The organism is Kluyvera huaxiensis (assembly GCF_040149365.1).
GTDB classification, from domain to species: domain Bacteria; phylum Pseudomonadota; class Gammaproteobacteria; order Enterobacterales; family Enterobacteriaceae; genus Kluyvera; species Kluyvera intermedia_A.
Genome location: NZ_JBEFLV010000002.1, coordinates 74,805 through 101,793 on the forward strand (window position 1 = coordinate 74,805; position 26,989 = coordinate 101,793).

The following is a 26,989-nucleotide window of genomic DNA, read 5'->3' on the forward strand; positions in this document are numbered from 1 at the left end:
ATCGCGGGCAGATGGAGAGTAGGAAGGGATTTTTGGGAGTTTAACGACTACTGGCGGGCTACGGCCTCAGGCATAATACTGTGTTGACCACACAATCAGACATCACCAGTCAGAGGTTACAGGATGAAACCCTTTCGTTTGGCCACGCTAGCCCTCGCGCTGGCAATGACGTTCACGCTGGCGGGTTGCGACAATAACAACGACGACAAGCCCACCGTTTCCGCTACGCCGAGCAATAATGACGGCGCAAAAAACCATAATGCCGCAGCGAAAGCGGATGCCGCCACGCTGGAAAAACTGGCTCAGCAAAGCCAGGGAAAATCCCTTTCGCTTCTTGACGCATCTGAAGTTCAGCTGGATGGTGCGGCGACGCTGGTGCTCACCTTCTCGATTGCACTTAATCCCGACCAGGACTTCAGCAAAACGGTCCACGTGGTGGATAAAAAGAGCGGCAAGGTCGACGGTGCCTGGGAATTGTCACCCAATCTTAAAGAGCTGCGCTTACGCCATCTTGAACCGAAACGTGACCTGATTGTGACGGTTGACCCGCAGCTGGTGGCGTTGAATAAAGCCACCTTTGGCACCAGCGTTGAGAAAACGCTGACTACCCGCGATATTGCGCCGAGCGTCGGCTTTGCCAGCCGCGGTTCGCTGCTGCCGGGCAAAGTGATTGAAGGGCTGCCGGTGATGGTGCTTAACGTGCCGCACGTTGACGTCAACTTCTTCCGCGTCAAGCCTGAAGCGCTGGCGGGGTTTGTCAGCCAGTGGGAATACCGTAGCTCGCTGAGCAACTGGGAATCGGACGAGCTGCTGAAAATGGCCGATCTGGTCTATACCGGACGCTTCGATCTCAACCCGGCGCGCAATACCCGGGAAAAACTGCTGCTACCGCTGAAGGACATTGCGCCTTTGCAACAGTCCGGCGTCTATATCGCGGTGATGAATCCGGCCGGGCAGTACAGCTATAGCAATGCCGCCACGCTGTTTACCCTCAGCGACGTTGGCGTATCGCTGCACCGCTATCACGACCAGCTGGATGTCTTTACCCAGAGTCTGGAAAACGGCGCCGCCCAGTCGGCGGTTGAGCTCACGCTGCTAAACGATAAAGGGCAAACCCTGGCGCAGGCAACCAGCGATGGCAAAGGTCACGCCATGCTGAAAACCGATAAAGAGGCGGCTTTGCTGCTGGCACGTAAAGAGGGGCAAACTACGCTTCTCGATCTTAAACAACCCGCGCTGGATTTGGCCGAGTTCGATATTGCCGGTGCGCCGGGCTACCGTAAGCAGTTCTTCATGTTTGGCCCGCGCGATCTCTATCGCCCGGGGGAAACGGTGATTTTAAACGGTTTGCTGCGCGACAGCGACGGCAAACCGCTACCCGACCAGCCGGTGAAACTTGATGTGGTGAAACCAGACGGCACGGTGGTACGCAGCGTGGTCAGCCAGGCCGTCAACGGTCTGTACCAGTTTAGCTGGGCACTGGACAGCGGCGCGGCGACCGGGATGTGGCACATTCGCGCCAATACCGGCGACAACCAGCTGCAGGAGTGGGATTTCCATGTTGAAGATTTTATGCCCGAACGTATGGCGTTGAATCTGACGCCTCAGACTACGCCGCTGGCACCGGGTGACGATGTGAAATTCAGCGTCGCAGGTTACTACCTCTACGGCGCACCGGCCAACGGCAATAGCCTGCAAGGTAAGCTGTTTTTACGTCCGCTGCGTGATGCCGTGGCGGCGCTGCCGGGCTTCCAGTTTGGCGATATCGCTGAGGAAAATATCACTCGCAGCCTCGATGAAATGAATCTGACGCTGGATGACAAAGGGCACGGCGAAGTGACCACCGCCAGCCAGTGGCAGGAAACCCACTCGCCGCTGCAGGTGATTTTACAGGCCAGCCTGCTGGAGTCGGGCGGTTGTCCGGTGACGCGTCGGGCAACTCAGGCTATCTGGCCTGCAGCCGAACTGCCGGGGATCCGCCCGCAGTTTGCCAGCAAAGCGGTGTATGACTATCGCACCGACACCACCGTCAATCAGCCGATCGTGGATGAAAATGGTCAGGCGGCGTTCGATATCGTCTACAGCAACGCGCAGGGCGATAAAAAAGCGGTGTCCGGGTTGCAGGTACGGCTGATTCGCGAGCGTCGCGATTATTACTGGAACTGGTCGGAAGGCGACGGCTGGCAGTCTCGCTTTGATCAAAAAGATCTGGTGGAAGGTGAGGAAACGCTGGATCTGAAAACCGATGAAACCGGAAAGGTCAGCTTCCCGGTGGAGTGGGGCGCCTATCGTCTGGAGGTGAAAGCGCCGAACGATGCGGTCAGCAGCGTGCGCTTCTGGGCAGGCTACAGCTGGCAGGATAACAGCGACGGCAGCGGTGCTGCGCGTCCCGATCGCGTGACGCTGAAACTGGATAAGCCGAACTACCAGCCGGGAGACACTATCAAGCTGCACGTTGCCGCACCGGCGGCGGGTAAAGGCTATGCGATGGTGGAGTCCAGCGAGGGGCCGCTGTGGTGGCAGGAAATTGACGTCCCGGAGAAAGGGCTGGATCTGACCATTCCGGTGGATAAAAGCTGGAACCGTCACGACCTTTATCTGAGCACGCTGGTGGTGCGTCCGGGGGATAAATCGCGTTCTGCGACACCGAAACGCGCGGTTGGAGTGCTTCATCTACCGCTAGGCGATGAACAGCGTCGGCTGAATGTCGCACTGGATGCGCCGCAGAAAATGCGGCCGAACCAGCCGCTGACCGTCAAAGTGAAGGTCAATCGCAAAGATGGCGCTACGCCAAAACAGGTGAACGTTCTGCTGTCGGCGGTCGATAGCGGTGTTCTGAATATTACCGATTATACGACGCCGGATCCGTGGCAGGCCTTCTTTGGCCAGAAACGTTACGGTGCGGATATCTATGACATTTATGGCCAGGTTATCGAAGGCGAGGGACGTCTTGCCAGCCTGCGCTTCGGCGGCGATGGCGATGAACTCAACCGTGGCGGTAAACCGCCGGTCAACCACGTCACCATTATTGCCCAACAGGCGCAGCCGGTGACGCTGGACGACAACGGCGAAGGCACGATTACGATGCCTATCGGTGATTTTAACGGCGAACTGCGGGTGATGGCGCAGGCGTGGACGACGGAAGATTTCGGCAGCAGCGAGGACAAAGTGGTGGTTGCCGCGCCGATCGTCGCCGAGCTGAATACCCCGCGCTTTATGGCCAGCGGCGACAGTGCACGTATGACGCTGGACGTCACCAACCTGACCGACCAGCCGCAAACCCTGACGGTGCAGATTGCCGCTAGCGGCCTGTTGCAGCTAAATAGCGCCCAGCCGTCACCGTTGACCCTGGAGCCAGGCGTACGCAGCACGCTGTTTGTGCCAATTAGCGCAGGCGAAGGTTATGGTGATGGCGACGTTAGCGTGACTGTTTCGGGTGTCAACCTGCCGGGTGAAACGCTGGCGGATATGCATAAACAGTGGAAAATCGGCATCCGTCCGGCCTTCCCGGCGCAAACGGTGAGTCTCGGTGCGGTGCTCCAGCCGGGTGAACACTGGAGCCTGCCGGCAAATCAGAATGCAGCATTTTCACCGACCACGCTGCAAGGGCAACTGCTGCTCAGCGGCAAACCACCGCTGAATCTGGCGCGTTATATTCGTGAACTGAAAGCCTATCCATACGGCTGTCTGGAGCAGACCGCCAGCGGACTCTTCCCGCAGCTTTATACCAATGCCGAACAGCTTAAAACGCTGGGTATCGCCGGTGACAGCGACGACAAGCGCCGCGCTGCCGTGGATATCGGTATCTCACGTTTGCTGCAAATGCAGAAAGATAACGGCGGTTTTGGCCTATGGGATAAAGACGGTCCGGAAGAGTACTGGCTGACCGCCTACGCCATGGACTTCCTGGTACGCGCCGGTGAGCAGGGCTACAGCGTTCCGGCCGAGGCTATCAACAAAGGCAACAATCGGATGCTGCGTTATTTGCAGGAGCCGGGGTTGATGAGCGTACGCTATACCGACGATACCGCGGCCAGCCGTTTCGCCATTCAGGCCTATGCCGGACTGGTGCTGGCGCGGCAGCAAAAAGCGCCGCTAGGCGCGCTGCGCGAGCTGTGGGATCGCCACGAACAATCGCGCTCCGGATTGTCATTAATGCAGTTGGGCATCGCCCTTAAAGCGATGGGGGATGCCCCTCGCAGTGAACAGGCGATACAACTGGCGCTAACCACTAAACGTGCGGACGCGTCGCGCTGGCTGGCGGATTACGGTAGCACTCTGCGCGACAATGCGCTGATGCTCTCCCTGCTGGAAGAGAACAAGCTGCTGCCTGACGTGCAAAATATGCTGCTGCAAACCCTTTCGGAAGAGGCATTTGGTGAACGTTGGTTGTCGACGCAGGAAAACAATGCCCTGTTCCTGGCGGCTAAAGGGCTGCTGAGTCTGCCGGGTAACTGGCAGGCGCAGACTTCGCTGGAGGCTCAGCCGTTACAGGGAGACAAATCGCTGACGCGTAATCTCGACGGCGAACAGCTCTCGACGCTGAAGGTCACTAACAAAGGTCAACAGCCGCTGTGGCTGCGTCTTGACAGCACAGGCTACCCAAACAGCGCGCCGGCGGCAGAGAGCAACGTGTTGCAGATTGAGCGTCAATTCTTTGGTCCAGACGGACAGAGTAAATCACTCTCTTCTTTGCGCAGCGGCGATCTGGTGCTGGTGAAGCTGGACGTGACGGCCAGCCAGAACGTGCCGGATGCGCTGGTGGTCGATATGTTGCCGGCCGGTCTGGAGCTGGAAAACCAAAACCTGGCTAACAGTAGTGCGAATCTGCAGGATAACGGTAGTGCGGTGCAGGAGTGGCTAAACCAGATGCAGCAAGCGGATATCCAGCATATGGAGTTCCGCGATGATCGCTTCGTGGCGGCTGTGGCGGTTAACACCAATCAGCCGGTCACGCTGGTATATCTGGCGCGAGCGGTAATGCCAGGCACTTATCATGTTCCGCCGTCGCAGGTTGAATCAATGTATGTCCCTGGCTGGCGCGCAACCGGTACGGCTGACGATATGCTGATCGTCGTTCCGTAAGATGCGTTTTCGCTGCTTTAAACACCGCGGCTGGCGCTGGCTGGCCGCTGCGGTGGTGATTTTGGTTGCCAGCATTGTACTGGCGGACAGGCTCTGGCCGCTGCCGCTACACGAAGTGACGCCCGCACGCGTGGTAGTCGCCGAGGATGGTAGCCCGTTGTGGCGCTTTGCGGACAGCGAGGGGATCTGGCGCTATCCGGTCACTATCGAGGAGGTATCTCCCCGCTATCTCGAAGCGTTGATCCAGTACGAGGATCGCTGGTTCTGGGATCATCCCGGCGTGAACCCGTTCTCAATTGTCCGCGCGGCCTGGCAGGATCTGGCCGCTGGCCGGGTAGTCTCCGGCGGCAGTACGATTACCATGCAGGTGGCGCGCCTGCTCGATCCGCATTCCCGTACTTTCGGGGGGAAAGTGCGCCAGCTTTGGCGCGCCTTCCAGCTTGAATGGCATCTTTCCAAGCGCGATATTCTTACTCTCTATCTCAACCGTGCACCGTTTGGCGGCACGCTTCAGGGGATTGGTGCCGCCAGTTGGGCTTATCTTGGCAAACCACCGGCCCAGCTTAGCTACGCCGACGCTGCGCTATTGGCGGTACTGCCGCAGGCGCCGAGTCGACTGCGCCCGGACCGCTGGCCGCAGCGCGCACAGGCGGCACGGAATAAAGTGCTCGACCGTATGCTCACCCAGCAGGTGTGGCCCGTAAGCGTGGTGAAAGAAGCCAAAGAAGAGGCCGTATGGCTGTTCCCGCGCCAGATGCCGCAGCTGGCACCGCTGTTTTCGCGACAGATGCTGGCGCGCAGCCGGGCCGAGAAAGTGGTGACCACGCTGGATGCCGGGCTGCAACGTCAACTGGAAGAGCTGGCGATGAGCTGGAAATCGCGTCTGCCGCCGCGCAGTTCGCTGGCAATGGTGGTGGTAGATAACCGCAATATGAAAGTTCGCGGTTGGGTTGGGTCGGCCGATATTGCCGACGACAACCGGTTTGGTCACGTCGATATGGTCACGGCCATCCGCTCGCCGGGATCGGTGCTGAAACCGTTTTTATACGGCATGGCGCTCGACAGCGCGCTTGTCCATCCGGCATCGCTGCTGCAGGATGTTCCACGTCGGGTAGGCGACTATCGGCCCGGTAATTTTGATAGCGGCTTCCACGGCCCGGTGAGCATGAGCGAAGCGCTGGTGCGTTCGCTCAACCTTCCGGCGGTCCAGGTGTTGGACGCTTACGGCCCGAAACAGTTTGCCGCGCGTTTGCGTAATGCGGGGCTGCCGCTGATTTTACCTGCTAATGCACAACCGAATCTGTCGTTGATTCTCGGCGGTGCCGGTGCGCGTCTGGCGGATATTACCGCCGCCTATAGCGCGTTTGCTCGTCACGGAAAGGTGGGCAAGCTGCGTATGCTGGCCAGCGATCCGCTGGTTGAACGTCCGCTGCTTTCACCGGGTTCCGCGTGGATAATCCGCCGGATTCTGGCTGGGGAAGCGCAGCCGCTGCCGGACGACTCGCTGCCGCAGGTGGTGCCGCTGGCGTGGAAAACCGGCACCAGCTACGGCTACCGCGATGCGTGGGCGATTGGCGTCAATGCCCGCTACAGTATCGGCATCTGGACGGGGAGACCTGACGGCACGCCGGTTGCCGGGCAGTTTGGTTTTGCCAGCGCGATACCGCTGCTAAACCAGGTGAGTAATCTGCTGCTTTCGGGGGCTTCGCGCCAGCAGGAGGACCGAGATCCGCGGCCTGCATCGGTGAGTGCAGCGGAGATTTGCTGGCCCGGTGGTCAGCCGTTGCCTGCGGGCGACAGCAATTGTCGCCGTCGTCTGTCGACCTGGGTGTTGGATAACGGTCTGCCGCCGACGCTGTTGCTACCGGGGCAAGAAGGCGTGCAGGGCATTCGTTTCCCTCTTTGGCTGGATAATTCAGGCCAGAGGGTGGCGGCAGGTTGTCCGGACGCGCGGGAAGTCAGCATGGACGTCTGGCCGCTGCCGCTAGAACCCTGGCTGCCGGTGGGAGAACGTCGGGCAGCACGGCTTCCTCCTGCTTCGGTGGTTTGCCCGCCGCGGCAGTTACAGAATGCCGCTCCGCTGATGCTTACCGGGATTCGCGAAGAGGCGGTGATTCGTCGTTTACCGGGCGAAACGAGTGCCAAAGTGGTACTACAGGCCAGCGGGGGAGAAGGGCGGCGCTGGTGGTTTCTTAACGGCGAGCCGGCGAGCAATAATGGTGATAATCTGATCCTGACGCTTGAGAAAGCCGGACGCTACCAGTTGGTAGTAATGGATGATGCCGGACAGATGGCTGTGGTGAATTTTTCACTGCAGTGAGCAGAACCGCTCGATATCGAGTCAGGCGAGGGGTACTGGAGCCGCTGAGTAAACGCCGTGCTATACGCCATAGTCACCCGCGTGAAGGTGAATACGAATTTGTTACACAATGTGTTGCTTAAAAGTGTTTTATTTTAAAAAAATGTTACCTTCATCCATAGGCAACAACGCAACGGGTCATTATAATCCGCGCCAGGTCATACAGCCGCTGTATGCACGACAACAGAACAAATTTTATTATTAGAGGTAATCATGGCAATTGAACGTACTTTTTCCATCATCAAGCCAAACGCGGTGGCAAAAAACGTTATTGGTAGCATCTTTGCTCGCTTTGAAGCAGCAGGGTTCAAAATCGTCGGCACCAAAATGCTGCACCTGACCGTTGAACAGGCTCGCGGTTTCTACGCTGAGCACGACGGTCGTCCATTCTTCGACGGTCTGGTTGAATTCATGACCTCTGGCCCAATCGTGGTTTCCGTACTGGAAGGCGAAAACGCCGTTCAGCGTCACCGCGATCTGCTGGGTGCAACCAACCCAGACAACGCGCTGGCTGGTACTCTGCGTGCTGATTACGCGGACAGCTTCACCGAGAACGGCACCCACGGTTCTGACTCCGTTGAGTCTGCCGCTCGTGAAATCGCGTTCTTCTTCGCAGAAGGTGAAGTGTGCCCACGTACCCGCTAAGGGCACGTTTACACTTTATTTAGCGAATGCCGCGTGCAGACGTGGCATCCATGCGCCAGAATTTGTACAATGCAGCGCCCCCGGACGAGCAGACCGCTTTCCTGGGGCGCTTCTTTTTATCATTCACCCTCCAGGGGCCATAACGTGTAACAACGAGGCCGGAATAGAAAATGTCTGAACAAATTGTCACGCCTGAGAGCGCCATCCCGGCGGTTCCCAATAAAGATGGAAAAATTAACCTGCTGGATCTTAACCGTCAGCAGATGCGCGAGTTTTTTAAAGACTTAGGCGAAAAACCCTTCCGCGCCGATCAGGTGATGAAGTGGATGTATCACTATTGCAGCGATGACTTCGATGATATGACCGATATCAACAAAGTCCTGCGTAGCAAACTGAAACAAGTTGCTGAGATTCGCGCCCCGGAAGTGGTGGAAGAGCAGCGTTCTTCCGATGGCACCATCAAATGGGCGATTGCCGTAGGCGATCAGCGCGTTGAAACCGTGTATATCCCGGAAGACGATCGCGCGACCCTGTGCGTATCTTCACAGGTTGGTTGTGCATTAGAGTGTAAATTCTGTTCTACGGCTCAGCAGGGTTTTAACCGTAACCTGCGGGTCTCTGAAATCATCGGCCAGGTCTGGCGCGCAGCGAAGATCGTCGGTGCCGTAAAAGCGACGGGCGTGCGTCCTATCACCAACGTGGTGATGATGGGCATGGGTGAACCTCTGCTGAACCTGACCAACGTGGTTCCAGCAATGGAAATCATGCTTGATGATTTCGGTTTTGGCCTGTCCAAACGTCGCGTGACCCTGTCTACCTCAGGCGTTGTTCCTGCACTGGATAAACTGGGCGATATGATTGATGTCGCGCTGGCTATCTCTTTGCACGCACCGAACGATACGATTCGCGACGAAATCGTACCGATCAACAAGAAATACAATATCGCGACCTTCCTCGAGTCGGTTCGCGGCTATATTTCGAAGTCCAACGCCAACCAGGGCCGCGTCACCATCGAATACGTTATGCTGGATCACGTCAACGACGGTACCGAGCATGCGCATGAGTTGGCAGAACTGCTCAAAGATACGCCATGCAAGATCAACCTGATCCCATGGAACCCGTTCCCGGGCGCGCCGTATGGCCGCAGCTCTAATAGCCGCATCGATCGTTTCTGTAAAGTGTTGATGAGCTATGGCTTTACCACCATCGTTCGTAAAACGCGCGGTGATGATATTGATGCTGCCTGTGGTCAGTTGGCCGGTGACGTGATTGACCGTACCAAGCGTACAATGCGTAAGCGTATGCAGGGTGAATCTATCTCGGTCAAAGAGCTGTAATGCGGTATCGTGTGCGCCAGAAATGGCGCACACGGGGTTAAGTGCTTAAGGATTAGGCGAAACGCACTGATCTGGTTAATAATTACGGTGCGTTTCCTCAAGTATTGAGGCAGTATGTAGCGTTGCCACAACAGCGGAAATAGGGCCTTTGACGCTGTTTGCCGTAGGGTAAGCGCTGACCGTCTGTCTGCCTTCTCTACACACGACCGGATGTTTCGCGGTGCGAACGCTGTTTGCATCAGAACCTAAATTTCACGAATCAGCAGTTGTAGCGAATGAATACTGAAACCAACCACGACCAACCAGAAGCACAAACTACGGGTGTCCGTTTGCGTAATGCCCGTGAACAACTCGGACTCAGTCAGCAAGCTGTTGCAGAACGCTTGTGTCTGAAGGTTTCCACCGTTCGTGATATTGAAGACGATAAGGCACCTGCTGAACTTGCTTCAACATTCTTGCGTGGTTATATCCGTTCATATGCTCGCCTCGTGCATATTCCTGAAGAAGAACTGCTGCCGATGATGGAAAAGCAGGCACCGATAAGAGCGGCAAAAGTCGCGCCGATGCAGACTTTCTCTTTGGGCAAACGTCGTAAAAAACGCGATGGCTGGCTGATGAGCTTTACCTGGCTCGTGCTGTTCGTGGTTATCGGTTTAACCGTAGCCTGGTGGTGGCAGAACCATAAAGCGCAGCAGGAAGAGATCAGCACCATGGCCGATCAATCCTCCGTTGAGCTGAAGGCCAGCGGCAATGATGCACAGAATATTCCGCTGAATACGGGTACAGACACTACCTCTACTACCCCAGCGCCGACCGATATGACTGCTACCGCTGATAACAGCGCGGCTACTCCGGTTGAAACCGCTCCGGCTGCTACCACTGCGCCAGCGGATACCGCCCAGAATAACGCCGTTGTGGCACCGTCGCAGGCGGGCGTTGACGCAACAGCTGCACAAACTGCCCCAGCCGCGCAAACCGCAACGCCGGGCGCACTGCCAACTGACCCAGCGCAGACCGCGGCACCGGTTGCTGATGCTAACGCATTGGTGATGAACTTCTCCGCCGATTGCTGGCTGGAAGTGACCGATGCGACAGGTAAAAAACTGTTCAGCGGTCTGCAGCGCAAAGGCGGTAACTTGAATCTGGCAGGCCAGGCGCCTTATAAACTGAAAATTGGCGCGCCGGCTGCAGTACAGATCGAATTCCAGGGTAAACCTGTCGATCTGAGTCGTTTTATCAGAACTAACCAGGTTGCGCGCCTGACGGTGAATGCTGAACAATCACCGGCACAATAACAGACGCGTAATGCGGGAGATTTTTCATGCACAATCAGGCTCCTATTCAACGTAGAAAATCCACACGCATTTACGTTGGGAACGTGCCGATCGGCGATGGGGCTCCTATCGCCGTCCAGTCGATGACCAATACGCGTACGACAGATGTCGAAGCGACGGTCAATCAGATCAAAGCTTTAGAACGCGTTGGTGCGGATATCGTTCGTGTATCCGTCCCAACGATGGACGCTGCCGAAGCTTTCAAACTCATCAAACAGCAGGTTAATGTCCCGCTGGTCGCTGATATCCATTTCGACTACCGTATTGCGCTAAAAGTGGCGGAATACGGCGTTGACTGCCTGCGTATTAACCCAGGAAATATCGGTAGCGAAGAGCGTATTCGCATGGTCGTCGACTGTGCGCGCGACAAAAATATTCCTATCCGCATCGGCGTTAACGCCGGGTCGCTGGAAAAAGATCTGCAGGAAAAATACGGTGAGCCTACGCCGCAGGCGCTGCTCGAATCGGCCATGCGTCACGTGGATCACCTCGATCGTCTGAACTTCGATCAGTTCAAAGTCAGCGTCAAGGCGTCTGATGTTTTCCTGGCGGTTGAATCCTATCGCCTGCTGGCATCGCGCATCGATCAGCCTCTGCACTTAGGGATCACCGAAGCGGGCGGCGCTCGCAGCGGTTCGGTGAAATCGGCGATCGGCCTCGGTTTGCTGCTGTCTGAAGGGATCGGCGATACGCTGCGCGTTTCGCTGGCGGCGGATCCGGTTGAAGAGATCAAGGTTGGTTTTGATATTCTGAAATCGCTGCGTATCCGTGCGCGTGGGATCAACTTCATCGCTTGCCCAACCTGTTCACGTCAGGAATTTGACGTTATCGGTACGGTCAACGCGTTAGAACAGCGCCTGGAAGATATTATTACCCCAATGGATGTTTCCATTATCGGTTGCGTGGTGAACGGCCCTGGCGAAGCGCTGGTGTCGACCCTGGGCGTTACCGGTGGTAATAAGAAAAGCGGCCTGTACGAAGACGGCGTACGTAAAGACCGCCTCGACAACGACGATATGATTAGCCAACTTGAAACGCGTATTCGTGCGAAAGCGACGATTCTCGATGCCGCCAATCGTATCGATGTTCAGCAGGTTGAAAAATAACGAGATGGGAAGCGTCTTGCTTCCCGTGTATGATTGAACCCGCTGGCACCCTGGTGCTGAGGGTTCATTTTTATATATAAAGAGAATTAACGTGGCAAAAAACATTCAAGCCATTCGCGGCATGAACGATTATCTGCCTGGCGACACCGCCATCTGGCAGCGCATTGAAGGCACACTTAAGCAGGTGCTCGGCAGCTACGGTTATAGCGAAATCCGTTTGCCGATTGTAGAGCAGACCCCGTTGTTCAAACGCGCTATCGGTGAAGTGACCGACGTGGTTGAAAAAGAGATGTATACCTTTGAAGACCGCAATGGCGATAGCCTGACGCTGCGTCCGGAAGGTACCGCGGGCTGTGTACGCGCCGGCATCGAGCATGGTCTTCTGTACAATCAGGAGCAGCGTCTGTGGTATATCGGGCCGATGTTCCGCCACGAACGTCCGCAGAAAGGGCGCTACCGCCAGTTCCATCAGCTGGGTTGCGAAGTCTTTGGCCTGCAGGGTCCGGATATCGACGCCGAGCTGATTATGCTGACCGCTCGCTGGTGGCGTGCGCTGGGCATTTCTGAACACGTTAATCTGGAGCTGAACTCCATCGGTTCTCTGGAAGCGCGCGCAAACTACCGCGATGCGCTGGTGGCATTCCTCGAGCAGCACGTTGAAGTGCTGGATGAAGACTGCAAACGCCGTATGTACAGCAACCCGCTGCGCGTGCTGGATTCCAAAAACCCAGACGTTCAGGCGTTGCTGAATGATGCACCGGCGCTGGGCGATTATCTGGATCAAGATTCTCGTGAGCACTTTGCTGGCCTGTGTGCACAGCTGGATGCCGCGGGTATTGCTTACACCGTTAACCAGCGCCTGGTTCGCGGCCTGGATTACTACAACCGTACCGTTTTCGAATGGGTAACTAACAGCCTTGGCTCGCAGGGTACCGTTTGTGCAGGTGGTCGTTATGATGGTCTGGTTGAGCAACTGGGTGGTCGCGCGACTCCGGCGGTTGGTTTTGCCATGGGTCTCGAACGACTTGTTTTGTTGGTTCAGGCAGTTAATCCGGAATTTAAAGCCGATCCTGTTGTCGATATATACCTGGTCGCTTCAGGCACCGATACTCAGTCAGCGGCAATGCGTCTGGCTGAGCAGGTTCGTGATGCGTTACCGGACGTGAAGCTGATGACCAACCACGGCGGCGGCAACTTTAAGAAGCAGTTTGCACGTGCTGATAAATGGGGTGCTCGCATTGCCCTGGTGTTGGGTGAATCTGAGGTTGAACAGGCCACTGTTGTCGTGAAGGATTTGCGCTCTGGTGAGCAGACAACCGTAACGCAGGAAGGCGTTGCCGCGCATTTGCGCACTATTCTGGGTTGATCTCCAGAACATTATTATCAGGAGAAGGGCTGCGTGGAAATTTACAATAACGAAAATGACCAGGTTGATGCGATCAAACGCTTCTTTGCTGAAAATGGCAAAGCGCTGGCCGTTGGGGTGATTTTGGGGATCGGTGCGCTGGTTGGCTGGCGTTACTGGAATTCTCATCAGGTAGACTCGGCCCGGGAATCTTCCGTGGCTTATGAAAATGCCGTTTCTTCTCTGTCCTCAGGGAAACCGGAAGCGCTGGCCTCAGCCCAGAAGTTTGCGGCGGAGACGAAAAACACCTACGGGGCGTTTGCTTCTCTGGAACTGGCGCAGGCCTTTGTTGATAAAAACGATCTGGCACAGGCGGAAAAGCAGCTGCAGCAAGGCTTAGCCGCTGCGTCTGATGAGAATCTGAAGTCCGTGATTAATCTGCGCCTGGCGCGCGTTCAGCTGCAGATGAAGCAGGCTGATGCGGCGCTGAAAACGCTGGAAGGCGTGAAAGGTGAAGGTTGGACGGCTATTGTTGCTGATTTACGCGGGGAAATCCTGCTCAGTAAAGGTGACAAACAGGGTGCTCGTGCAGCGTGGGAAGCTGGCGCTAAGAGCGATGCATCACCGGCGCTGAGTGAAATGATGCGCATGAAAATTAATAATTTGTCCGTCTGAGAGGGACCCGATGCAATTGCGTAAAGTACTTTTGCCAGGACTGCTTTCTGTCACTCTGTTGAGTGGTTGTTCGTTATTCAGCGGCGAAGAAGACGTTGTTAAAATGTCTCCTCTGCCAACCGTAGAAAACCAGTTTACGCCATCTACCGCATGGGATGTTTCCGTCGGTAGCGGTATTGGTGACTTCTACTCGAACCTGCATCCTGCTTATGCCGACAGCGTAGTCTATGCGGCCGATCGTAAAGGCACCGTGAAAGCGGTTAACGCTGACGATGGTAAAGAAGTCTGGTCCGTGAATCTGGCGGAAAAAGACGGCTGGTTTAGCCGTAAACCGGCTCTGCTGTCTGGCGGCTTGACCATTGCGGGCGGCCACGTGTACGTCGGCAGCGAAAAAGCGCAGGTTTACGCGCTGGATGCCGGCACCGGTGCTATCGTCTGGCAGACCACGGCGGCAGGTGAAGTTCTGTCTCGTCCAACGGCAAGCGATGGCCTGGTTCTGGTTCATACCAGCAACGGTCAGCTGCAGGCGCTGGATGAGAACAGCGGCGTGGTGAAATGGACGGTGAACCTGGATATGCCTGCGCTTTCTCTGCGCGGTGAATCTGCACCGGCCGTCGCATTCGGCGCAGCTATTGTGGGTGGTGATAACGGTCGTGTGAGTGCGGTGCTGATGCAGCAAGGCCAGCTTATCTGGCAGCAACGTATTTCTCAGGCTACCGGTACCACTGAAATCGACCGTCTGAGCGATGTTGATACCACGCCGGTTATCGTGAATGGCGTTGTTTATGCATTAGCCTACAATGGTAATCTGACGGCGCTGGATCTGCGCAGCGGCCAGATCCTGTGGAAACGTGAGCTGGGTTCGGTGAATGACTTCATCGTTGATGGCAACCGTATCTACATTGCCGACCAGAATGACCGCGTTCTGGCGCTGACCACCGACGGTGGTGTGACGCTGTGGACGCAAAGCGATCTGCTGCACCGTCTGCTGACCACTCCGGCGCTGTATAATGGCAGCCTGGTGGTAGGCGATAGCGAAGGCTACATGCACTGGATTAATCCAGAAGATGGGCGCTTTGTGGCCCAGCAGAAAGTTGACAGCTCCGGCTTCCTGACCGAACCGGTTGTTGCTGACGGTAAATTGCTGATTCAGGCGAAAGACGGTACGGTTTACGCGATTACGCGTTAACGTCTGTAGTTTTTCAGCGATGGACGGCTCCTGTTTAGTCAGGGGCCGTTTGCTATTTGTATTGTTACTGATTTTTATGCCCGATGGCGCTTCACTTATCGAGCCTGCCGCACAAGCGCAGACCGGATAAGCGAAATGCCGCCCGGCAAAGCAAATTGTCACAAATTTTGAGTATATGAGGCTTTATCATGGTTCCTGTGGTCGCGCTTGTCGGGCGCCCTAATGTCGGAAAATCCACGCTCTTTAACCGCTTGACGCGCACTCGTGATGCGCTGGTCGCGGATTTCCCGGGTCTGACTCGTGACCGTAAGTACGGTCGTGCTGAAGTTGAAGGGCGTGAGTTTATCTGTATCGATACCGGCGGTATCGATGGTACGGAAGAAGGCGTGGAAACGCGCATGGCTGAACAGTCGCTGCTGGCGATTGAAGAAGCCGACGTGGTGCTGTTTATGGTTGATGCACGTGCGGGGCTGATGCCTGCGGATGAAGGCATCGCCAAGCATCTGCGTTCGCGCGAAAAGCCAACCTTCCTGGTGGCGAACAAAACGGACGGGATTGACCCGGATCAGGCGGTGGCTGACTTCTGGTCGCTGGGCCTTGGTGAGATTCACGCGATCGCTGCCTCCCATGGCCGCGGCGTGACCACGCTGCTGGAAACCGTTCTGCTGCCATTCGTTGATGATGTTAACCCGCCGGAAGAAGTGGACGAAGACGCGGAGTACTGGGCGAAGTTTGAAGCCGAGCAGAACGGCGGTGAAGTCGAAGAGCCAGAAGATGACTTCAACCCGCAGGATCTGCCGATTAAAATCGCTATCGTGGGTCGCCCTAACGTCGGTAAGTCAACGCTGACTAACCGTATCCTCGGCGAAGACCGCGTGGTGGTTTACGATATGCCGGGTACCACCCGTGACAGTATCTACATCCCGATGGAACGCGATGAGCGTGAATACGTGCTCATCGACACCGCCGGTGTACGTAAGCGCGGTAAAGTGACCGATACGGTAGAAAAATTCTCCGTTATCAAAACCCTGCAGGCCATTGAAGACGCCAACGTCTGTCTGCTGGTTATCGATGCTCGTGAAGGTATCTCCGATCAGGACCTGTCACTGCTGGGCTTTATCCTCAATAGTGGGCGCTCACTTGTTATTGTCGTCAACAAGTGGGACGGCCTGAGCATGGAAGTGAAAGAGCAGGTGAAAGAGACTCTGGACTATCGTCTGGGCTTTATCGACTTTGCTCGCGTGCACTTTATCTCCGCGCTGCACGGCAGCGGCGTAGGTAATCTGTTCGAATCCATCCGTGAAGCCTATGACAGTTCCACCCGTCGTGTCGGCACGGCGATGCTGACCCGCATCATGAGCATGGCAACCGAAGATCACCAGCCGCCATTGGTTCGTGGTCGTCGCGTGAAGCTGAAGTATGCCCACGCCGGTGGTTACAACCCGCCAATTGTAGTTATCCATGGTAATCAGGTAAAAGACCTGCCGGATTCCTATAAACGCTATCTGATGAACTACTTCCGTAAGTCGCTGGACGTCATGGGGACTCCAATCCGCATCCAGTTCAAGGAAGGGGAAAACCCGTATGCGAACAAACGCAACACGCTGACCCCAACCCAGATGCGTAAGCGCCAGCGCTTGATGAAGCACATCAAAAAGAGCAAGTAATAGACCGCAGGGTTTATCACCGCTGAGTAAAATGAGGAGCCCGCATGATGCGGGCTTTTCTTTTTGTGGTGCAGGGTAGGTCAAAACGCTTTTGTGGTAAAAGGTATACCTGAGCTGTGATAGTGAAAGCGTAACGGAGCAAAAAAATGAGAACACAGAAACGGTGCCTGGGGCATGTAGCTGTCGTCGTCGACGACTATGACCGTGCGATTGAGTACTACACCGATAAACTGGGCTTTATCCTTGTTGAGGATACGCCACAGCCAGGAAAACGTTGGGTCGTAGTGTCGCCGGGACCGGAAAGCGACTGCCATATTTTACTGGCTCGAGCATCGAACGACCGACAAAAGGATTTTATTGGTAATCAGTGCGGCGGCAGGGTGTTTTTGTTCCTGCAGACCGATGATTTTTGGCGTGATTACCACGCGATGAAGGCCAAAGGCGTTCATTTTTGTGAGGAGCCGCGTGAAGAAGAGTACGGAACGGTCGTTGTATTTGAAGATCTGTATGGCAACCGTTGGGATCTCTATCAGAACGCACAAACGCGATGAAAATCCACGTTGCGTTTGGTCTTGTATTGTCATTGGTGAGCGATTCAGGACCCTTACGGGTGGCCCCCCTCGCGTAGCTGAAATTAATCAGCCAGACTTACACCAAAGACGTAGTCTGCGCGGGCATTGTGTTTTACACTGCGCGCTGCAAAAATTGAGCAGATAAACGATTAAGTAGGCGGTAATGGCGATGAACGGAACAATCACAACCTGGTTTGAAGATAAAGGTTTTGGATTTATCAAAGATGAAAACGGTGATAACCGTTATTTTCATGTGATTAAGGTTGCCAACCCTGAACTGATTAAGAAAGATGCGGCGGTGACTTTCGAACCGACGACCAACAACAAAGGGTTGTCGGCTTTCGCGGTGAAAGTCATCCCGGAAAGCAAATACATCTATATCGCGGGTGAGCGCCTTAAACTCACGGCAATCAAATCTTATCTGGTTTACAGCGAAGAAGTGCCTGCGGACACCCGAATCGATAAAGAGAACGCGGTGCTGTCTGTCGGGGCTTTGATGAACAGTATCAAGCCAAAATCGGCGACTAAGCCGGGTGAAATGCGCTCGCTGAAAAAACTGGCGATCACTACCTTCCAGGGAACAACGTTAATTTTCACGGAAGATGAAATCGATATCGAAGCAACGGTAAAAATGCTGAAGGTCTGAACCATTCGGACTCACCCTGCGCCATTTTCTCACGACCCTAAGCCGGGTACTGGCGCAGCGGGCGACAATTGACATAGACGTTAATCCGGGGAGTAATTTATGAGCCATGAAGTAGATATCAAGTATTATGACATCGCCGACGAGTACGCGACGGAATGCGCGAAACCTGTGAGCGACTCTGAACGTGATGCGTTAGCACATTATTTCCAACTGCTGCTGACCCGCCTGATGAACAATGAAGAAATCAGTGAAGAAGCGCAGCAAGAGATGGCGCGTGAAGCAGGTATTGCAGAGCAGCGCATTGATGAAATTGCCAATTTCCTCAATGAATGGGGCAACGAATAGCACCCACTCTCACAACCCAGGGCTAATAAGATAGAAGCGGCGTGTTAATCATGCCGCGCTCTCCCCACGGTTTTCCATCACTTTTCCGCTCGTGCTGATGTCGTCGCATGACAACACATCAACACCTCGCTTCCGTACTACCTCTTCATTCTATCCAAACGATAATCCTCTCAATGTGAAACGCGCGTTGACTTCGCTGCGCCTAACGCAGGATAGTTATCGTTTTGCCGTTATTCATCCCAGATGATGGATATGACTAATGAAATCTCGCTGAAATTTATGGGGTAATTTATGGGTCACCGTTCCACCTCCGATTTTAACATCAGCACGCAAATCACCCAGCTAGGCCGGGATGTTTCGAAGCAATCAGGCTTTGTGAACGCTCCGGTGTACCGTGGTTCGACGGTCATTTTCCCCACGGTTGACGATCTCGAGCATAACCGCGCCGAGTTCAATTACGGCACCATGGGCACGCCAACGATTGCCAGCCTGGAAAATGCCTGGAGCTCACTGGCGGGTGCCGCCGGAACGGTTTTATCCCCCTCAGGGCTTGGGGCGATCGCGCTCTCTCTGCTGACGACGCTTAAGTCTGGCGATCATCTTTTGATGCCGGATAGCGTATATCGACCAACGCGTAACTTTTGCGCCGGTATGCTCGCGAAAATGGGGATTGAGACTACCTATTATGATCCGTGTATTGGTGCTGGGATTGAGACTCTGTTTCGGCCCAATACCACCACGCTGTTTCTTGAGTCGCCTGGTTCACAAAGCTTTGAGATTCAGGATGTTCCGGCGATGACCCGGGCGGCGAAAGCGCATGGCGTGACCACCATTATTGATAATACCTGGGCGACGCCGATTTTCTTTCGCGCTCACGAACACGGATGCGACCTCTCGCTGGAGGCTGGTACTAAGTATCTTGGCGGTCACTCCGATCTGCTTATGGGGCTGGTGTCTGCCAATGACGCCTGGTGGCCGCAGCTTCGCAAAACTTATGACTTGATGGCAATGTTGCCGGGCGCGGAGGACTGCTTCCTGGCACTGCGTGGCCTGCGTACGATGCATATTCGGCTCAAAGAGGCGGAAAAACGCGGCCTCGAAATGGCGCGCTGGCTGAAATCACGTCCAGAGGTTTTAAAGGTCCTCCATCCTGCGCTGCCGGAGTGCCCGGGGCACGAGATTTGGAAAAGAGATTTCACCGGTTCCTCCGGGCTGTTTTCCCTGGTGCTTAAGCCGGAGTTCTCTAAAGCGGGAGTGACGAAGATGCTCGATAATATGAGCATTTTTGGGATGGGCTACTCGTGGGGCGGGTTTGAAAGCTTGATTATCCCGTTTAACTGCGCCGACTACCGTACCGCAACGAACTGGCAGCCGGGCGGTTTAACGCTGCGACTACAAATTGGTCTCGAAGATATGGATGACCTGAAAACCGATCTGGCGGAAGGGTTTGACCGATTACGTTCTACGTTGTGATGCATTAGGCCATCGTGCGCAATATTTCACGATGGCGCTTCACAGATAATAATCTCTGATACCACTTTCTTATTTGTGAGTCAGAGATTATGAATATTGGTTTTGTCGGTTTGGGCGCCGTGGTTGAAACGGCCTGGCTTCCTGCGCTACGCCGACTGTCTTTACCGGTATCGACCCTGTGGGGATACGACCTCGACGCTCAGCGAACGCTACCCGGTGTGACCTGCTGTGAATCACTCGCGGCCCTGCTGGCACAGCCTATCGACACGCTATGCATCACCACCGCGTCACTGCAACATTTGCCGGTACTAGAAGCGGCGCTGGCTACCTCAATACCGCGCATTGTGGTAGAAAAACCGATTGTCGCGACCCCCGGTCAAATAGGGCGCCTGCGTGCGATCCTCTCGCTGGCCGATAACGCCGATCGCGTGCTGGCGTTGGATCACTGGATGGCTCGAGACGGCGCGCTGTGTCTTGCTCAAGGTAAAATGGACGATCGCTGGCGGCCAGAAGGTCATGCCGAGGTGGCTTATCCGCCGGTAACAACGCTTGATGATATTGTTGGTATTGACGGTTTTCTGCTAGAGCCAAGTGGTTTTAACGCAGCCGGCGAACCTATCGCACTCAATTTTGCCACCGGTGAACCTGATACCCGCCAGCTACGCCACCCGGATGGGGTGATTGTGGATGTTGGCACTCACGTGCTGGCGATGATGCGCGAAACGGTACGTTATCTCGGCGGCAGCGATGAGCTGAACCTGAATGTACTATTGGCTAAAGATCGTCTGGGAAGAGCAATCTCCCCCGGTGATTTCGACACCGCAGAAGGTGAGGCACACCTGCAGGGAACCCTTGCCGGGATACCGGTGAATCTGTGGCTAAATAAATATGCCGGGCCTGGCGTCGAGCGCAAAGGGATATGCATCTATCTGCGTGATGGTCGAATGATTAGCCAGAATCGTGGCCCAGGCGGTGAACGAGTCGAGTTGATAACAGGCGACAGTGCGATGAGCTGGACGCGAGACGGTGCGGTGTATGCCCATTGTCTCGGTGAACATATTTTTGGCGCCAGTAGCCTTTTTACGCGAGCGCCGGAAGAAGTGGCCAGATTGACTCAGCGTAGAATGACGGAAGTTGAGGTGCTATTACAGCTTCAACAGCAACTGCGCGGCGCTCATTAAGGCCCGAGCCGTGGTAAAATAGCGGTACAAAACAAAAGTTAAGGAGTTGCTATGGAGTTCATCTGCCCAGGCTGTCAGGCATCGCTGGAAGTGCAGGGAAATCAGGCGCACTGTGAGCGCTGTGAAAAGGAATTCATCCTCGAGGCGCGTTGCCCTGAATGTCATAAACCGCTGGAAGTATTAAAAGCCTGTGGGGCGGTAGATTTCCTGTGCCAGAACGGACACGGGCTGGTTTCGAAAAAACGGGTCGAATGGGTGCCCGTCGGCGAATAAGCACGATACCTGACCGGGCGCTGAAGCCCGGTATTACCCGGAAATCAGACCGCTTTTTTACGTGCGCGGGTTTTCTTTTCCGCCGTCACCGTTTTGATTTCACTCTCAACCCAGCCATCCGCCAGCCTGGTGGTCAACAGCTCGCCCGCTTTCGCCTGTTTTGTCTGTTTTAGTACTTTGCCATCGCTGGCGGTGGTGACGCTGTAGCCACGTGCCAAAGTGGCTAGTGGGCTGACGGCTTCCAGATGCGTTACCGCATTGCCAAAACGCTCGCGTTGTTCGCTAAGACGAGCGCGGATATTCTCCGCCAGCCGATATTCCAGCTGCTGAATGCGCGACTGGCCGCGATGAATGCGCGGCTGGGGATTTTGTTGATTCAGACGCTGCAAAATGCGCTGCTGGCGCTGATTGGCCTGTTTGATTTGGTTTTCCAGCGCAAAGCTCATGCGCTGACGCAGTCGTTCCAGCGTGGTTTGCTGGCGCGCCAGGCGTAGCTGAGGATGCTGCTGTTGTAGACGGTGATATGTCTGCGTAAAACGACGACTGCGGTTGGCGAGGTAGTAATCCATCGCCATGCCCAGACGCTGCTGAACGGATTGGATCTGGCGTAATAATTCCTGCTGATTGCGGCTGACAATTTCTGCCGCGGCAGATGGCGTTGGCGCGCGCAGATCGCCGACAAAATCGGCAATGGTCACGTCGGTTTCATGGCCGACGGCGCTCACCACCGGAATGCGGCTGGCAAAAATAGCCCGCGCCACGCGCTCGTCGTTAAAGCTCCATAAATCTTCCAGCGAACCGCCGCCGCGCCCGACGATTAAAACATCACACTCGTTACGGGCGTTAGCCAGCTCAATGGCGCGGACGATTTGCATCGGCGCATCGTCACCCTGAACAGCCGTGGGGTAAATCACCACCGGCAAAGAGGGATCGCGGCGTTTGAGGACATGGAGAATATCGTGCAGCGCAGCCCCGGTTTTAGACGTAATCACGCCAATGCAGTGGGCTGGGGCAGGAAGCGGCTGCTTGAACTGCTGGTCGAACAATCCTTCAGCCTGCAGTTTGGCTTTCAGCTGCTCATATTTTTGCTGCAACAGGCCTTCACCCGCCGGCTGCATGCTTTCGACAATAATCTGGTAGTCGCCGCGCGGTTCATACAGCGTGATATTGGCGCGCACCAGCACCTGTTGCCCATGCTGCGGGCGGAACGTCACGCGGCGGTTACTGTTGCGGAACATCGCGCAGCGCACCTGGGCGTTATCGTCTTTTAAGGTGAAGTACCAGTGACCGGAAGAGGGCTGGGAGAAATTTGAAATCTCGCCGCTAATCCACACTTGCCCCATTTCTTGCTCGAGCAGCAGACGAACCGACTGATTCAGGCGGCTAACGGTAAAAATTGAGGGGGATTGAGAAGGTAACATGTGAGCGAGATCAAATTCTAAATCAGCAGGTTATTCAGTCGATAGTAACCTGCCCAACGACGATCGCAAGTATTTTTTTAAGAAAAGTGTAGATGCAATCGCTTACGCTCTGTATAATGCCGCGGCAATATTTATTAACCTCCCAGGTGAGATATTGCCCATGCTACGTATCGCAAAAGAAGCCCTGACGTTTGACGACGTCCTCCTCGTTCCCGCTCATTCTACCGTTCTGCCGAACACGGCTGATCTTGGCACCCAGCTGACTAAAACTATTCGTCTGAACATTCCTATGCTCTCTGCGGCAATGGATACCGTGACTGAAGCGCGCCTTGCAATTGCACTGGCACAGGAAGGCGGCATCGGTTTTATCCACAAAAACATGTCCATTGAGCGCCAGGCGGAAGAAGTTCGCCGCGTGAAGAAACACGAATCCGGCGTCGTGACCGACCCGCAGACCGTTCTGCCAACCACCACTCTGCACGAAGTCAAAGCGCTGACTGAGCGTAACGGCTTCGCAGGCTATCCGGTTGTGACCGAAGATAATGAACTGGTCGGTATCATTACCGGTCGTGATGTTCGCTTCGTAACCGATCTGAACCAGCCGGTGAGCGTGTATATGACGCCGAAAGATCGCCTGGTGACCGTTCGCGAAGGCGAAGCGCGTGACGTGGTCTTCGCAAAAATGCACGAACGCCGCGTAGAAAAAGCGCTGGTTGTTGATTCCAGCTTCCACCTGCTGGGCATGATCACCGTTAAAGACTTTAAAAAAGCCGAACGTAAACCTAACGCGTGTAAAGATGAGCAGGGTCGTCTGCGCGTTGGCGCGGCAGTAGGCGCAGGCGCTGGTAACGAAGAGCGCGTTGATGCTCTGGTTGCGGCAGGCGTTGACGTGCTGCTGATTGACTCCTCTCACGGCCACTCTGAAGGCGTTTTGCAGCGTATCCGTGAAACTCGTGCTAAATACCCTGACCTGCAAATCATCGGCGGTAACGTGGCGACTGGCGCAGGCGCTCGTGCTCTGGCGGAAGCCGGTTGTAGCGCAGTTAAAGTGGGTATCGGCCCGGGTTCCATTTGTACTACCCGTATCGTTACCGGCGTAGGTGTTCCACAGATCACTGCGGTTTCCGACGCGGTTGAAGCGCTGGAAGGTACCGGCATTCCGGTTATCGCCGATGGTGGTATTCGTTTCTCCGGTGACATCGCGAAAGCTATCGCTGCTGGCGCCGCCGTGGTGATGGTGGGTTCAATGCTGGCTGGTACCGAAGAATCCCCGGGTGAAATCGAGCTTTACCAGGGCCGTTCTTACAAATCTTACCGTGGTATGGGCTCCCTGGGCGCGATGTCTAAAGGTTCTTCCGACCGTTACTTCCAGAGCGATAACGCCGCAGACAAACTGGTACCAGAAGGTATCGAAGGTCGCGTTGCCTATAAAGGTCGCCTGAAAGAGATCATTCACCAGCAGATGGGCGGCCTGCGCTCCTGTATGGGGCTGACCGGCTGTGGTACCATTGACGAGCTGCGTACGAAAGCTGAATTCGTTCGCATCAGCGGTGCGGGTATCCAGGAAAGCCACGTTCACGATGTGACCATCACCAAAGAGTCCCCGAACTACCGCATGGGCTCCTGATAAGTTTCCGCGCCCGGTTTTAACCGGGCGTTTTGTTATTGTTTCACTTGCCTCGGAATTAACGTCAAATGACTGATAATATTCATAAACATCGCATTCTTATCCTTGATTTCGGATCGCAGTATACGCAGCTGGTGGCACGTCGCGTACGTGAACTGGGCGTCTACTGTGAACTGTGGGCATGGGATGTTACTGAAGCACAAATCCGTGAGTTCAATCCGAGCGGGATCATCCTCTCCGGTGGCCCGGAAAGCACCACCGAAGATAACAGCCCACGTGCACCAGAATACGTCTTCGAAGCTGGTGTACCGGTCTTCGGCGTATGCTACGGCATGCAGACCATGGCGATGCAGCTGGGCGGTCATGTTGAAAGCTCTACCGAACGCGAGTTTGGCTACGCCCAGGTTGAAGTGAAAACCGACAGCGCGCTGGTTCGCGGTATCGAAGATGCACTGACCGCAGACGGCAAACCGCTGCTGGACGTATGGATGAGCCATGGCGATAAAGTCACCGCCATCCCTGCTGACTTCGTCACCGTTGCCAGCACAGAGAGCTGCCCGTTCGCCATTATGGCTAACGAAGAAAAACGCTTCTACGGCGTGCAGTTCCACCCGGAAGTGACCCACACCCGCCAGGGCCTGCGCATGCTTGAGCGTTTTGTTCGCGATATCTGCCAGTGCGAAGCGCTGTGGACCGCTGACAAAATTATCGAAGATGCGATTGTGCGCATCCGCGAGCAGGTGGGTGATGACAAAGTGATCCTCGGCCTGTCCGGTGGCGTTGACTCCTCCGTTACCGCGATGCTGCTGCACCGCGCCATCGGCAAAAACCTGACCTGCGTCTTCGTTGATAACGGTCTGCTGCGTCTGAACGAAGCTCAGCAGGTTATGGACATGTTCGGCGACCACTTCGGCCTCAACATCGTTCACGTGGAAGGCGAAAAACGCTTCCTCGACGCGCTGGCGGGTGAAAACGATCCGGAAGCTAAACGTAAAATCATCGGTCGCGTATTCGTTGAAGTATTTGACGAAGAAGCACTGAAGTTGCAGGACGTGAAATGGCTGGCGCAGGGGACTATCTATCCTGACGTTATCGAATCCGCCGCTTCCGCGACCGGTAAAGCACACGTCATCAAATCTCACCACAACGTGGGCGGCCTGCCGAAAGAGATGAAGATGGGCCTGGTTGAACCGCTGCGTGAGCTGTTCAAAGATGAAGTGCGTAAAATTGGTCTGGAACTGGGCCTGCCGTACGACATGCTGTACCGTCACCCGTTCCCGGGTCCAGGTCTGGGCGTACGCGTGCTGGGCGAAGTGAAGAAAGAGTACTGCGACCTGCTGCGTCGTGCGGATGCTATCTTCATCGAAGAGCTGCACAAAGCCGACCTGTACAACAAAGTGAGCCAGGCGTTCACCGTGTTCCTGCCGGTTCGTTCCGTAGGTGTGATGGGCGATGGCCGTAAGTATGACTGGGTTGTTTCCCTGCGTGCTGTCGAAACCATCGACTTTATGACCGCACACTGGGCGCACCTGCCGTACGACTTCCTGGGACGCGTATCCAACCGCATCATCAATGAAGTGAACGGTATCTCGCGTGTCGTTTATGACATCAGCGGCAAGCCACCGGCTACCATTGAGTGGGAATAATTTCCCCTTTATGTTAGTGCTAAAAACCCTCTGCTCAGCAGAGGGTTTTTTTATGGCAATCTTTTGTCCCGATGGCTAATCGACTAGCTGAAGTTGGGTGGGTACTTTGGCGGTAATGTTTTCGATGCGAACGTCCATTTGCGGATACGGTAAGGAGATATGGTTGGCGTCCAGCGCCTCTTTGATTTTTTCCAGCATGTCGTAGTAGGTGTTCCAGTATTCAGCATTGGGTACCCACACGCGAACATAGAAGTTCAGCGATGAAGGGGCAAGCTCCCCCAAACGAACAACAAAACCGCGCTTCTGGTCGATACGACTGTCCTGCTCGATAATACTGGTAATCACTCTTTTTACATCGGCAATCCGACTGTGGTAGCCGACGCCAATGACCAGATCGATACGGCGCATTGGGTGGCGAGAGTAGTTGATGATATTGTCGGCGATAATTTTACCGTTAGGGATCACCACCGATTTACTGTCGCCAGTGAGTAAGGTGGTTGAAAAGATATGCACTTTTTCAACCGTCCCTATTATGAGCCCAATTTGTATGATTTCACCTGCGCGGAATGGGCGCAAGGAAACCAGCATGACGCCTGCGGCAAAGTTAGACAACGAGCTTTGCAATGCCAGGCCAATAGCCAGCCCAGCGGCACCAATCACGGCAATAATCGATGATGTTTCAATGCCGATGCGGCCCAACGCGGCGACGGTAAAAAATGCGAGCGTGATATAGCGGACCAGCGCGGTAAAAAATTGCACGATGGTGATATCGACGCTTCGCCTTAAAAGTAGTTTCTCCAGGGTATGTGCGAGCAGGCGAGAAACAAATTTACCGGCGAACAATAAAATGATCGCGGCAACAATGCTCCAGCCAAACTGGACGACGGCGTCACCGTGCTCAAAAAGCCACTCAATACTGCTTCTTATTTTAGGGAATAATGCAAAGCCACTCATGGTATTACCTTGCTGAATTTAAAAATACTATATAAACATTCAAGTAAAAATTAATCGCCATATGCAAAATAATAATGCGTATGCCGTTTATATTTTTAATTGTGATGGG

At 55.0% G+C, this 26,989-nt stretch carries 20 protein-coding genes; 18 read left to right on the top strand and 2 right to left on the bottom strand.

What is annotated here, in order from left to right; genetic code table 11:
- The first annotated feature begins 123 nt into the window (after positions 1-123).
- From ABOC97_RS02520 to ABOC97_RS02595, 16 genes are all read left to right on the top strand, one after another.
- Entirely contained in the window at positions 124-5,085 is a 4,962-nt protein-coding gene (locus tag ABOC97_RS02520) for an alpha-2-macroglobulin family protein (protein WP_349593695.1), read from the top strand.
- A gap of 1 nt (position 5,086) precedes the next feature.
- Positions 5,087-7,405 carry a peptidoglycan glycosyltransferase PbpC gene (pbpC, locus tag ABOC97_RS02525; protein ID WP_349593698.1) on the top strand — a complete coding sequence of 773 codons (2,319 nt, stop codon included), beginning with the start codon at positions 5,087-5,089 and terminating at the stop codon, positions 7,403-7,405.
- Between the two features lie 252 nt (positions 7,406-7,657).
- Positions 7,658-8,089, top strand: a complete 432-nt coding sequence (gene ndk, locus ABOC97_RS02530; protein ID WP_052282290.1) for a nucleoside-diphosphate kinase — start codon at positions 7,658-7,660, stop codon at positions 8,087-8,089.
- A 170-nt stretch (positions 8,090-8,259) separates the two neighbouring features.
- The gene (locus tag ABOC97_RS02535; protein ID WP_349593701.1) at positions 8,260-9,426 is read left to right on the top strand and encodes a bifunctional tRNA (adenosine(37)-C2)-methyltransferase TrmG/ribosomal RNA large subunit methyltransferase RlmN; all 1,167 of its coding nucleotides are present in this window, start codon (positions 8,260-8,262) and stop codon (positions 9,424-9,426) included.
- Between the two features lie 275 nt (positions 9,427-9,701).
- Positions 9,702-10,721 carry a cytoskeleton protein RodZ gene (gene rodZ / locus ABOC97_RS02540; protein ID WP_349593704.1) on the top strand — a complete coding sequence of 340 codons (1,020 nt, stop codon included), beginning with the start codon at positions 9,702-9,704 and terminating at the stop codon, positions 10,719-10,721.
- 26 nt (positions 10,722-10,747) lie between these two features.
- The gene (gene ispG, locus ABOC97_RS02545; protein WP_349593707.1) at positions 10,748-11,866 is read left to right on the top strand and encodes a flavodoxin-dependent (E)-4-hydroxy-3-methylbut-2-enyl-diphosphate synthase; all 1,119 of its coding nucleotides are present in this window, start codon (positions 10,748-10,750) and stop codon (positions 11,864-11,866) included.
- A gap of 91 nt (positions 11,867-11,957) precedes the next feature.
- Positions 11,958-13,232 carry a histidine--tRNA ligase gene (gene hisS / locus ABOC97_RS02550; protein WP_349593711.1) on the top strand — a complete coding sequence of 425 codons (1,275 nt, stop codon included), beginning with the start codon at positions 11,958-11,960 and terminating at the stop codon, positions 13,230-13,232.
- A 33-nt stretch (positions 13,233-13,265) separates the two neighbouring features.
- Positions 13,266-13,886: a YfgM family protein gene (locus tag ABOC97_RS02555; protein ID WP_061282914.1), complete on the top strand. Its 621-nt coding sequence runs from the start codon at positions 13,266-13,268 to the stop codon at positions 13,884-13,886.
- Positions 13,887-13,896: 10 nt separating this feature from the next.
- A complete protein-coding gene (bamB, locus tag ABOC97_RS02560; RefSeq protein ID WP_349593714.1) occupies positions 13,897-15,075 on the top strand; it encodes an outer membrane protein assembly factor BamB in 1,179 nt (392 codons plus the stop codon).
- A gap of 188 nt (positions 15,076-15,263) precedes the next feature.
- Positions 15,264-16,742, top strand: a complete 1,479-nt coding sequence (gene der / locus ABOC97_RS02565) for a ribosome biogenesis GTPase Der (protein WP_052282297.1) — start codon at positions 15,264-15,266, stop codon at positions 16,740-16,742.
- 146 nt (positions 16,743-16,888) lie between these two features.
- Entirely contained in the window at positions 16,889-17,293 is a 405-nt protein-coding gene (locus ABOC97_RS02570; protein ID WP_349593717.1) for a VOC family protein, read from the top strand.
- Positions 17,294-17,477: 184 nt separating this feature from the next.
- Positions 17,478-17,960, top strand: coding sequence for a cold-shock protein (locus ABOC97_RS02575; protein WP_349593720.1), 483 nt, complete (start codon positions 17,478-17,480; stop codon positions 17,958-17,960).
- A gap of 99 nt (positions 17,961-18,059) precedes the next feature.
- Positions 18,060-18,305, top strand: a complete 246-nt coding sequence (locus tag ABOC97_RS02580) for a DUF2543 family protein (protein ID WP_349593723.1) — start codon at positions 18,060-18,062, stop codon at positions 18,303-18,305.
- Between the two features lie 291 nt (positions 18,306-18,596).
- Positions 18,597-19,778: a cystathionine beta-lyase gene (metC, locus tag ABOC97_RS02585; RefSeq protein ID WP_349593726.1), complete on the top strand. Its 1,182-nt coding sequence runs from the start codon at positions 18,597-18,599 to the stop codon at positions 19,776-19,778.
- Between the two features lie 89 nt (positions 19,779-19,867).
- Positions 19,868-20,959 (top strand): Gfo/Idh/MocA family oxidoreductase, encoded by a 1,092-nt coding sequence (locus ABOC97_RS02590; RefSeq protein ID WP_349593729.1) that lies wholly within the window; start codon positions 19,868-19,870, stop codon positions 20,957-20,959.
- Between the two features lie 51 nt (positions 20,960-21,010).
- On the top strand, positions 21,011-21,232 hold the full coding sequence (locus ABOC97_RS02595) for a zinc ribbon domain-containing protein (RefSeq protein WP_349593731.1): 222 nt from the start codon (positions 21,011-21,013) through the stop codon (positions 21,230-21,232).
- Positions 21,233-21,276: 44 nt separating this feature from the next.
- Here the strand turns inward: ABOC97_RS02595 and xseA are convergent, their stop codons facing one another.
- On the bottom strand, positions 21,277-22,653 hold the full coding sequence (xseA, locus tag ABOC97_RS02600; RefSeq protein ID WP_349593734.1) for an exodeoxyribonuclease VII large subunit: 1,377 nt from the start codon (positions 22,651-22,653) through the stop codon (positions 21,277-21,279).
- A 160-nt stretch (positions 22,654-22,813) separates the two neighbouring features.
- On the opposite strand from xseA, the gene guaB reads away from it, so the two are divergent.
- Both guaB and guaA read left to right on the top strand, forming a co-directional pair.
- Positions 22,814-24,280 carry an IMP dehydrogenase gene (gene guaB, locus ABOC97_RS02605; protein ID WP_349593737.1) on the top strand — a complete coding sequence of 489 codons (1,467 nt, stop codon included), beginning with the start codon at positions 22,814-22,816 and terminating at the stop codon, positions 24,278-24,280.
- Between the two features lie 68 nt (positions 24,281-24,348).
- Positions 24,349-25,926 carry a glutamine-hydrolyzing GMP synthase gene (guaA, locus tag ABOC97_RS02610; RefSeq protein ID WP_349593740.1) on the top strand — a complete coding sequence of 526 codons (1,578 nt, stop codon included), beginning with the start codon at positions 24,349-24,351 and terminating at the stop codon, positions 25,924-25,926.
- 75 nt (positions 25,927-26,001) lie between these two features.
- On the opposite strand, the gene mscS is transcribed toward guaA, so the two are convergent.
- The gene (gene mscS, locus ABOC97_RS02615) at positions 26,002-26,880 is read right to left on the bottom strand and encodes a small-conductance mechanosensitive channel MscS (RefSeq protein WP_349593743.1); all 879 of its coding nucleotides are present in this window, start codon (positions 26,878-26,880) and stop codon (positions 26,002-26,004) included.
- Positions 26,881-26,989 lie beyond the last annotated feature (109 nt).

Coding starts and splice junctions, on each gene's coding strand:
- ABOC97_RS02535 (WP_349593701.1), top strand. CDS start 8,260: ATGTCTGAACAAATTGTCACGCCTGAGAGCGCCATCCCGGCGGTTCCC.
- ABOC97_RS02520 (WP_349593695.1), top strand. CDS start 124: ATGAAACCCTTTCGTTTGGCCACGCTAGCCCTCGCGCTGGCAATGACG.
- guaB (WP_349593737.1), top strand. CDS start 22,814: ATGCTACGTATCGCAAAAGAAGCCCTGACGTTTGACGACGTCCTCCTC.
- bamB (WP_349593714.1), top strand. CDS start 13,897: ATGCAATTGCGTAAAGTACTTTTGCCAGGACTGCTTTCTGTCACTCTG.
- mscS (WP_349593743.1), bottom strand. CDS start 26,880: ATGAGTGGCTTTGCATTATTCCCTAAAATAAGAAGCAGTATTGAGTGG.
- pbpC (WP_349593698.1), top strand. CDS start 5,087: ATGCGTTTTCGCTGCTTTAAACACCGCGGCTGGCGCTGGCTGGCCGCT.
- xseA (WP_349593734.1), bottom strand. CDS start 22,653: ATGTTACCTTCTCAATCCCCCTCAATTTTTACCGTTAGCCGCCTGAAT.
- ABOC97_RS02595 (WP_349593731.1), top strand. CDS start 21,011: ATGGAGTTCATCTGCCCAGGCTGTCAGGCATCGCTGGAAGTGCAGGGA.
- guaA (WP_349593740.1), top strand. CDS start 24,349: ATGACTGATAATATTCATAAACATCGCATTCTTATCCTTGATTTCGGA.
- ABOC97_RS02590 (WP_349593729.1), top strand. CDS start 19,868: ATGAATATTGGTTTTGTCGGTTTGGGCGCCGTGGTTGAAACGGCCTGG.
- ABOC97_RS02570 (WP_349593717.1), top strand. CDS start 16,889: ATGAGAACACAGAAACGGTGCCTGGGGCATGTAGCTGTCGTCGTCGAC.
- ABOC97_RS02580 (WP_349593723.1), top strand. CDS start 18,060: ATGAGCCATGAAGTAGATATCAAGTATTATGACATCGCCGACGAGTAC.
- ispG (WP_349593707.1), top strand. CDS start 10,748: ATGCACAATCAGGCTCCTATTCAACGTAGAAAATCCACACGCATTTAC.
- rodZ (WP_349593704.1), top strand. CDS start 9,702: ATGAATACTGAAACCAACCACGACCAACCAGAAGCACAAACTACGGGT.
- ndk (WP_052282290.1), top strand. CDS start 7,658: ATGGCAATTGAACGTACTTTTTCCATCATCAAGCCAAACGCGGTGGCA.
- der (WP_052282297.1), top strand. CDS start 15,264: ATGGTTCCTGTGGTCGCGCTTGTCGGGCGCCCTAATGTCGGAAAATCC.
- ABOC97_RS02575 (WP_349593720.1), top strand. CDS start 17,478: ATGGCGATGAACGGAACAATCACAACCTGGTTTGAAGATAAAGGTTTT.
- metC (WP_349593726.1), top strand. CDS start 18,597: ATGGGTCACCGTTCCACCTCCGATTTTAACATCAGCACGCAAATCACC.